This window comes from uncultured Lamprocystis sp., from assembly GCF_903933125.1.
Taxonomy (GTDB): Bacteria; Pseudomonadota; Gammaproteobacteria; order Chromatiales; family Chromatiaceae; genus Thiodictyon.
In genome coordinates, this window is record NZ_CAIZIZ010000488.1 from 1 (window position 1) to 7,545 (window position 7,545).

Sequence of the window (7,545 nt, forward strand, 5' to 3'; positions counted from 1 at the left end):
CGAAGAAGCTCTCGGCCTTGATCGTCATCCCAGCCAGCGGTGTGCGTAGTCAGGGCTTCCAGCCCTGACGGTGTCAGGCCAGGATGGCCTGACGACGCACCCGGCGAGCCCAAGTGGCCGGAATCTTGATCGAGGCCCCCCAGATCGTCGCCGAGCGGCTGAAACCAATGACAGGCGAAGAGCCCGAAACTGTGCTGTGCACGGGCGACTTCAAGGCTTCCCGGATCGCGCGCGAGCGCGGTTTCCAAAGCCGCGCGGGCCGCGCGGTAACCCGTGGCGTAGTCCTCCCGCAGCGCGATGGTGACCATGGTGATACAACACATCGGGTAGCTCAGGGACTCGCAGTAGCCGGCCTCGATCCATAGGCGGCTGCACCGCGCCATCATCCAGAACCCGAGCAGCGAACCGGAAAACAGCGCGGCCGGGATCAACCGGTTGAGCAACAGCGCGATGTTCAGCAACCGCTCATCGTCCATGTCGGGTTGCGTGGGCAAGCGGTCGAGCGCCCGCTCGGCGCGCTCGACGATCAGCGGTGCGGCAATCGCATAGTGTTCGGCGGCGTGTAATGGATGGACTGGATCAGCCGCGGACTGGGCAAAGCGCCTGGCCATCGCCAGATGCAGTCGCGCCCGCCAGGCGTCATCGCGCAGCAGATACACAGCTTGCTGCATCCGGTCGTGGCAAAACAGCAGTACGGCACCGCTGTCGGCCCGATGCACGGCCAACGCTTTGGGCGTGATCAGAATCCCACGTTCCAACGCCGGTCTGAGCCGCTCGGCGAGTGCGCCCAGGTCCTCACCGGTGGCAAGCGCCAACTGGCCCAGGGTGCAGGTATTGCCCAGACAAGCGGCGGCGACCAATGATTCGGCAGTCTGCTGCGCGAGGTCACGTAACCCCGCGGTGAGGAAATCGACCACATTGGCACTGGCCGGGTGAGCTTGGATCGCGGCGGTGTCCCAGCGCCAGCGCCCCTGTTGCGGATCCGGCCGCAAGGCCCCTTCCCGGTAGAGCGTATTGAGGAACTCAATCGTGAAGAACGGGTTACCACTGGTCTTGGCGTACAGGGCGGCGGCCAGCGGCTGCACCGCGTCGTGCGGCAGGTGCAGCATGTCGGCCAGCAGTGCGGTCATGTCGGCCGCCGTCAGGCTGGACAGAGTCAGCACCGGGGCCGCGACGCCAGTGACCGTCGGTCGGCGCAGCAGGCGCAAGAGCGGGTGAGCCGGGTCAACCTCGTTGTCGCGGAAGGCACCGATCAACAACAGGCCGCGCAGCGCGGGCTCCTCCAGTAAGGCGCCGATAAGGTCCAGCGACGGTTGGTCGGCCCATTGCAGATCGTCCAGAAACAGCACCAACGGATGGCCGGGTGCGGCAATCCGACGCACCAGGGCGACCAACAGGGCACGCAGCCGCACTTGCGCCTCGTGCGGTCCCAACGCGGGCACGGGAGGTTGCGGACCGAGCAGCGACTGGAGTTCCGGCACCACCTCCACCAGCGCCCCGGCGTCCGGGCCAAGACCTGCGAGAATGCGCGCGCGCCACTGGGCGACCTGCTCCTCGGGTTCTGCCAGCAGCAGTTGGCACAACTGGCGCAGCGCCTGGACTGGACCAAGCAAGGGGCGATCGTGGCGAAACTGCTCGAACTTGCCGCTGATAAACAGCCCCCGCCCAAGGGTCACCGGCCGGTGGATCTCGTGAATCAGCGCCGTCTTGCCGACCCCCGAATAGCCGGCCACAAAGAGGCCTCGCGCCACACCCTCGATCGCGCCGGTGAAGGCCGTCAGCAGCGTGGCCAATTCATTCTCGCGCCCGTACAGGCGGCGCGGGGGGCGGGGCGCGAGCGGCAGGTCGCGTTCCCGCAGCCGAATCGCCGCGAGCGGCTGCGGTGCGGCACGCAGCCGGTGCAGATCGTGGGCCAACCCCGCCGCGCTCTGATAGCGGTCATCCGGCTCCTTGGCGAGCAGCGTCAGGATCAGCTCAGTGACCAGGGGCGGCAACCAGGGCGCGCGTTCACCCGGCGGCAGCGGGGCGCGGGCCAGATGGGCGTGAATCAGCGCGAGTGGATCGGTCTCCGCGAACGGCGGCCGACCCGTCGCCAGGGTGTAGAGGATGGCACCGAGTGCATACAGGTCGGTGCGGTAGTCGACCGGCCGATTCATCCGCCCGGTCTGCTCGGGCGACAGATAGGCCGGGGTTCCCGGCAGACAGTTCAGGGCATCGAACCCAGGGTGTTCCTCGGCGAAGGTGATGGCCAGATCGAAGTCGATGAGTTGAACCCGCAGGTCGTCGCTCCGCACCAGGAGATTGGCCGGGTTCAGGTCCTTGTGGATGACGCCGCGCCCGTGGATCTCCGCCAGACAGTGCGCCAGGTTTTCGGCCAAGGTGAGGAAGGTGGCCAGCTCAAGCCGGCCCAATAGCCCCGACTCACCCAGCGTCACGCCGCCGAAGTCAGCCACGGCCAGTTCCGGCACCGCCGGATCGTAGCGGATCAGCCGCGGACACCCATCCAGGCCCTGCAGCCGTTCCAGGATGCGCTGTTCGTTGTGCAGCGCCGACCTCACCGCCCCGCGATCGCCGTCATCCAGACCCCGCTTGACGATCAGCGGACCCGCCGCCGGGTCAAGCACACGGAGCACCCGATGCGCACGCCCCCGGTGGATTTCGGCTTCGCCTGGATACCGATCAATCGTCTTCATGCCGCGGTTTCTCCTGCTCCAGCGTCCTCAACCGTGCGAGCACGCTGTCCGACAGGCCGTGGAGTTCATCCAGCCTCGCCAACGCCGCCGCACCCTGGCCTTGAGCCTGAAGTTCAACCAACTCGTCCGCCAGCCGGTGCAACTGAGCATGTACTGGTTCGATCGCCTGGAAGGTCGGCTGGGCACCATGGCGGGCCAAACCCTGGCCGTCCAGCCACCGACCGAAGCTGCACTGGCGCTGATCCGGCGGCGGGGCTTCACGCTCGCCGTTGAGGTAACGTTCCACCACGGCCATCCAGGCGCGATGCTCGGCGCCGGCAAACAGCAGCGGCAAATCGTCGCGGCTCACCGCGGGTAACCCGACCCAGGCCGGGTCGGACCGCCAGGTGACGGTCCAGCCGGGAACCTCGGCCGCCGGCATCGGGCGGGCAATGCCGTAGCCCTGGGCCAGTTCGCAGCCGAGCTGCAGCAACATCACACCATGTTCCACGGTCTCCACCCCTTCGGCGATGACCTGGCGGCCAAAGGCGGTGCTCAGCGTCAGCACACCGTCCAGAATGGCCAGGTCATCCGGATCGTCGAGCATGTTGCGTATAAAACTCTGGTCGATCTTGATCTGGGCCACCGGCAGGCGCTTCAGGTAGGTCAGCGACGCGTAACCCGTGCCGAAATCATCGAGGGCAAACCTGACCCCCAGCCCCCGGCAGCGATCGATGATCCGGGAGACCCTGGCCAAATCAGCCAGCGCACTGGTCTCCAGCACCTCCAGTTCGAGATCACCCGGCCTGACGTGCGGATGCGCCGCCAGGATCTCATGCAGGCGCTCAACGAAGTCGGCCTGCTGCAACTGGCGAGCGCCGACATTGACGCTGATCGGGATCTCCAGTCCGATCGTCCGCCAGCGCTCCAGTTGAGTCAAAGCACTGTCGATGACCCACTCGCCGACGGCGACGGCCAGCGGATGATCATCGATCACCGGCAGGAAGGCGGCCGGCAGCAGCAAACCCTGTTGCGGATGTTGCCAACGGATCAGGGCCTCGACACCGATGACCGTCCCCGTACGCAGGTTCACCTGGGGTTGGTAATAGAGCACGAATTCACGCTCGACCAGCGCATGACGAATCTGTTCCAGGCGTTCATGATGGCCGCGGACGCTGCGGTCCAACTCAGGGTCGAAAAAGTGGTAACGGTTCTTTCCCGCCAGCTTGGCCTGATACATTGCCTGATCGGCCTGGCGCAGCAGTTGCTCGGCATCGATGTCCTCCGTTTGAGGGTAGAAGGTCACCCCGACACTGGCCGAGACCTGCAGCACGCGCTCGCCGACCGGCACCGACTGGGCCGCGGCAGTCAGCAGACGGGCGAGCATCGGGACACTGGCTTGGATGTCGGTCAAGTCGAGCAGCACGGCGACGAACTCGTCGCCGCCGATGCGGGCGAGCGTATCGCCTTCGCGCAGAACCTGTTTCATGGCGGCCGCCGCGGCGATCAGCAGCTGATCACCTGCCGCATGACCGTGGTGATCGTTGATGGCCTTGAAGCCGTCCAGATCGAGAAAGGCCACGGCCAGCAGGCGCGCATAGCGCTGCGCCAGCACCATCCCCTGGCGCATGCGGTCGGCCAACAGCACGCGGTTGGGCAGACGGGTCAATACATCATAGTGGGCGATATACTCCAACGCGCGCTCCTGCTCCTTCATCAGGGTGACGTCGGAGAACAGCGCCACGTATTGCCTGATGCGGCCCTGAACATCGCGCACGGCGCTGATGGTTTGCATCACCGCGTACACCTCGCCGCTCTTGCGCCGGTTCCAGATTTCGCCGGACCATTGGCCTTGCTCCACCAGCGCGCGCCACATGGCCTCATAGAACGCCGCGCCCTGACGGCCGGAACTGAGGATACGCGGGTTCCGGCCCAGAACCTCGTCGCCGCGGTAACTGGTGATCCGACTGAAGGCGTCATTGACATCAAGAATGGTACCGTCGGCGGCGGTGATCATGATGCCTTCCCAGGCATGGGTAAAGACGCTGGCGGCCAGGTAGAGTCGTTCTGCTTGGCCTCTGACCTCCTCGGTCAACTGGTCGGCGATACGCCTCGCGTTGACGCGGGTGTTGATCATGGACAGCATCAACCAGAACAGCAGACCGCTGAGCGCACCGCCGCCGGCCAGGGCGGTCCAGGCCGGCGCATAGCCGATGCCGGAAGCGGTCGGGTCGCGATCACAGACCAGCAGCCACGGTCGGCCGTTGAAGTCGAGCGTCCGCGGCTGACGAAACAGCAACCTGGTGTCCGGTGTGACCGCCGGTTTGCTGTCGAACAACAGGCGGTCAGGCGACGCCTCAAGACCATCGTAGATCGTCAGGTCGACGTTCTTGCCCTGGTGGCCCGCCCAGTCGCCGAGGATGCCGGTCATGAGATCATGCATGCGGTACGGGCTGTAAGCCCAGCCCATCAGCGCGGCCCGCCGCTGTTCGAGCGTCTGCATCGGTGCCTCCTTGCGATAGACCGGAACATACATGAGGGTTCCGGCCTGGACTTGGGTGCCGGTCTCCTGCACCAGTTGGACCTTGCCGGACAGAGCCGCCTCGCCGGTGTCGCGCGCCTGATCCATGGCGGCCCGCCGGACCGGCTCGGCATACATATCGAAACCGAAAGCGCGCAGGTTACGGTCGCGGAACGGTTCAAGGAAAACGATGGAGGTGTAGAGGGCGCGCTCGCCTGGCGGACGGACACTGTACTCGGGGAAGCCTTCGCCGCGAATGCCGGCAACATGGGCGGCGAGTTGATCCGGCGCAATCACCTGGGCAAATCCGATCCCCTGCACGCCGGGGACACTGCCGCTCGCCCGCAGGGTCTCGACATAGGCCCGCCACTCATCGCGGTCCACCGTGTGCCACGCGGCAAACAGGGCGGCACCGCCGCGGAGAATCAGCGCGTAAGCACCCAGCCGCTCCCCGATCTTGAGGGCCACCTGATCGCAACGATAGCCGAATTGCCGCGCCGCATCCTGCTCGATGCCGTGTTTGACTTGAAGACCGCCGACGACGCTCACCAGCAAACCGAGGGCGAGTACGATCCAGGCAAGTCCGGTTTTTCGCGTGAAGCTCGATGTCGACATGAGTGGGCTCGGCGGCCGGGTCGGCAAGCACCCAAAGGTCTTGCGGCACAGGGCGGCAGGTTGACGTGAAAACAGGATGCTCCTGAAGGTGAAGGAGCGTCGGGGACGGAGACTGCCGCGTGACCCGCGACGCACCCATCGCTTAGGATAAGCCGAACTGCGACATCCGAACGGGTTATTTGGGGCTCGATCAATGCCACTTTCTCAAGATCCCCGCCGCCGTCTCGTTTTTGGCGCCAGCGGCTATATCGGCACCTATCTGGTCCCGCGTCTGCTCGCGGCCGGCGCCGTGGTGCGGGTGTCCTCGCGCCAACCGCGCGGGCTGGAGGCGCGGAACTGGCCGGGGGTGGAGATCGTCGGCGCCGACGCGCTGGACCCGGACAGCCTGCCCGCGGTGCTCGCCGGGGTCAGTATCGCCTACTACCTGGTGCATTCGATGGGTGCCGGCAAGCATTTCGGCCGCCTGGACCTGGACGCGGCGGCCAACTTCGCCGCTGCCGCGGCCCAGGCCGGGGTCGAGCGCATCTGCTATCTCGGCGGTCTGGTGCCGGAAGACGCGACCAGCGAGCACATCGTCTCGCGCCGCGACACCGGCCAGGTGCTGCGCCAGGGCACGGTGCCGGTCACCGAAATCCGCGCCGGGATCATCGTCGGCCCCGGCTCCGCCGCCTTCGAGGTCATGCGCGACCTGGTCTATCATCTGCCGGTCATGATCACGCCGCGCTGGGTCACCGCCAAGTCGCCCCCGGTGGCCCTCGACAACCTGCTCGAATACCTCATGATGGCCCCGGGGCTGCCGGAAACGGCCAACCGCATCCTGGACGCGGCTGGGCCGGAGGAACTGACCTATGCCCAGATGATGCGCATCCTGGCCGAGGCGGCCGGCCGCCGCCCGCCCTGGATCATCCCGGTGCCGGTGCTGAGCCCCAAGCTCTCCGCCTATTGGCTGCGCTTCGTCACCGCCGTCCCGACCAACGTCGCCCGCGCCCTGATCGAGGGCCTGAAACACGACTTCACCGCCCACCCGGAGGAATTACGCCGGCTGGTCCCGCAGCGCCTGCTGAGCTTCCGCGAATCGGTGGACGCCGCCTTCGCGGCCGAACGCAACGCCACCGTACTCGCCCGCTGGACCGAAGGAGCCTTCAACATGCGCAAGGGCCGGATCGACTATGCCTATTACGCCAAACGCGCCGGCGGCAGCACCATTGCCGCCGCCCCGGCGGCCGACGTCTGGGCCGTGGTCAGCGCCATCGGCGGCGACAACCGCTATTACGCGCTCAACACCCTCTGGACCATCCGCGAAATCATGGACTGGCTGGTCGGCGGACGCGGTCTGGCCCGCGGCCGGCGCCACCCCTCCGAGGTGCGGGTCGGCGACCGGATTGATTCCTGGGAAGTGATCGGCGTCGAACCCGAGCGGCGCCTGACCATGACCTTCGGCATGCGTGCCCCCGGCGCCGGGGTGCTGGAATTCGACTTGGAACCGCTGTCACCCGAGCGCACCCGCCTCACCGCCACCGCCTACTGGCACCCGGCCGGCGTCTGGGGCCTGCTGTACTGGCTCGCCATGGCACCCGGCCATGCCGTCATCTTCGACGCGCTGACCGGGGCCATCTGTCGGCGGGCGGAAGCGCGGAACCGGCCATGATCGTCGTTCCGGTCAAAGCGAGCACCCGGATTTATCCACAGATGTCACAGATGTTCACAGATGAAGAAAACATCCGTTTTCTCGTTCCC

3 protein-coding genes are annotated in these 7,545 nt (G+C 66.5%); 1 reads left to right on the top strand and 2 read right to left on the bottom strand.

Going from position 1 to position 7,545, the window contains the following annotated elements; genetic code table 11:
• Both QZY03_RS26880 and QZY03_RS26885 read right to left on the bottom strand, forming a co-directional pair.
• On the bottom strand, positions 1 to 2,693 hold a 2,693-nt coding region (locus QZY03_RS26880), incomplete at its 3' end, for an AAA family ATPase (protein WP_295586550.1).
• Entirely contained in the window at positions 2,680 to 5,808 is a 3,129-nt protein-coding gene (locus QZY03_RS26885) for an EAL domain-containing protein (protein WP_295586552.1), read from the bottom strand. The genes QZY03_RS26880 and QZY03_RS26885, both read right to left, overlap by 14 nt.
• A 193-nt stretch (positions 5,809 to 6,001) precedes the next feature.
• Here QZY03_RS26885 and QZY03_RS26890 point away from each other — a divergent pair, with 193 nt between their 5' ends.
• Positions 6,002 to 7,456, top strand: coding sequence for a DUF2867 domain-containing protein (locus QZY03_RS26890; protein ID WP_295586555.1), 1,455 nt, complete (start codon positions 6,002 to 6,004; stop codon positions 7,454 to 7,456).
• Positions 7,457 to 7,545 lie beyond the last annotated feature (89 nt).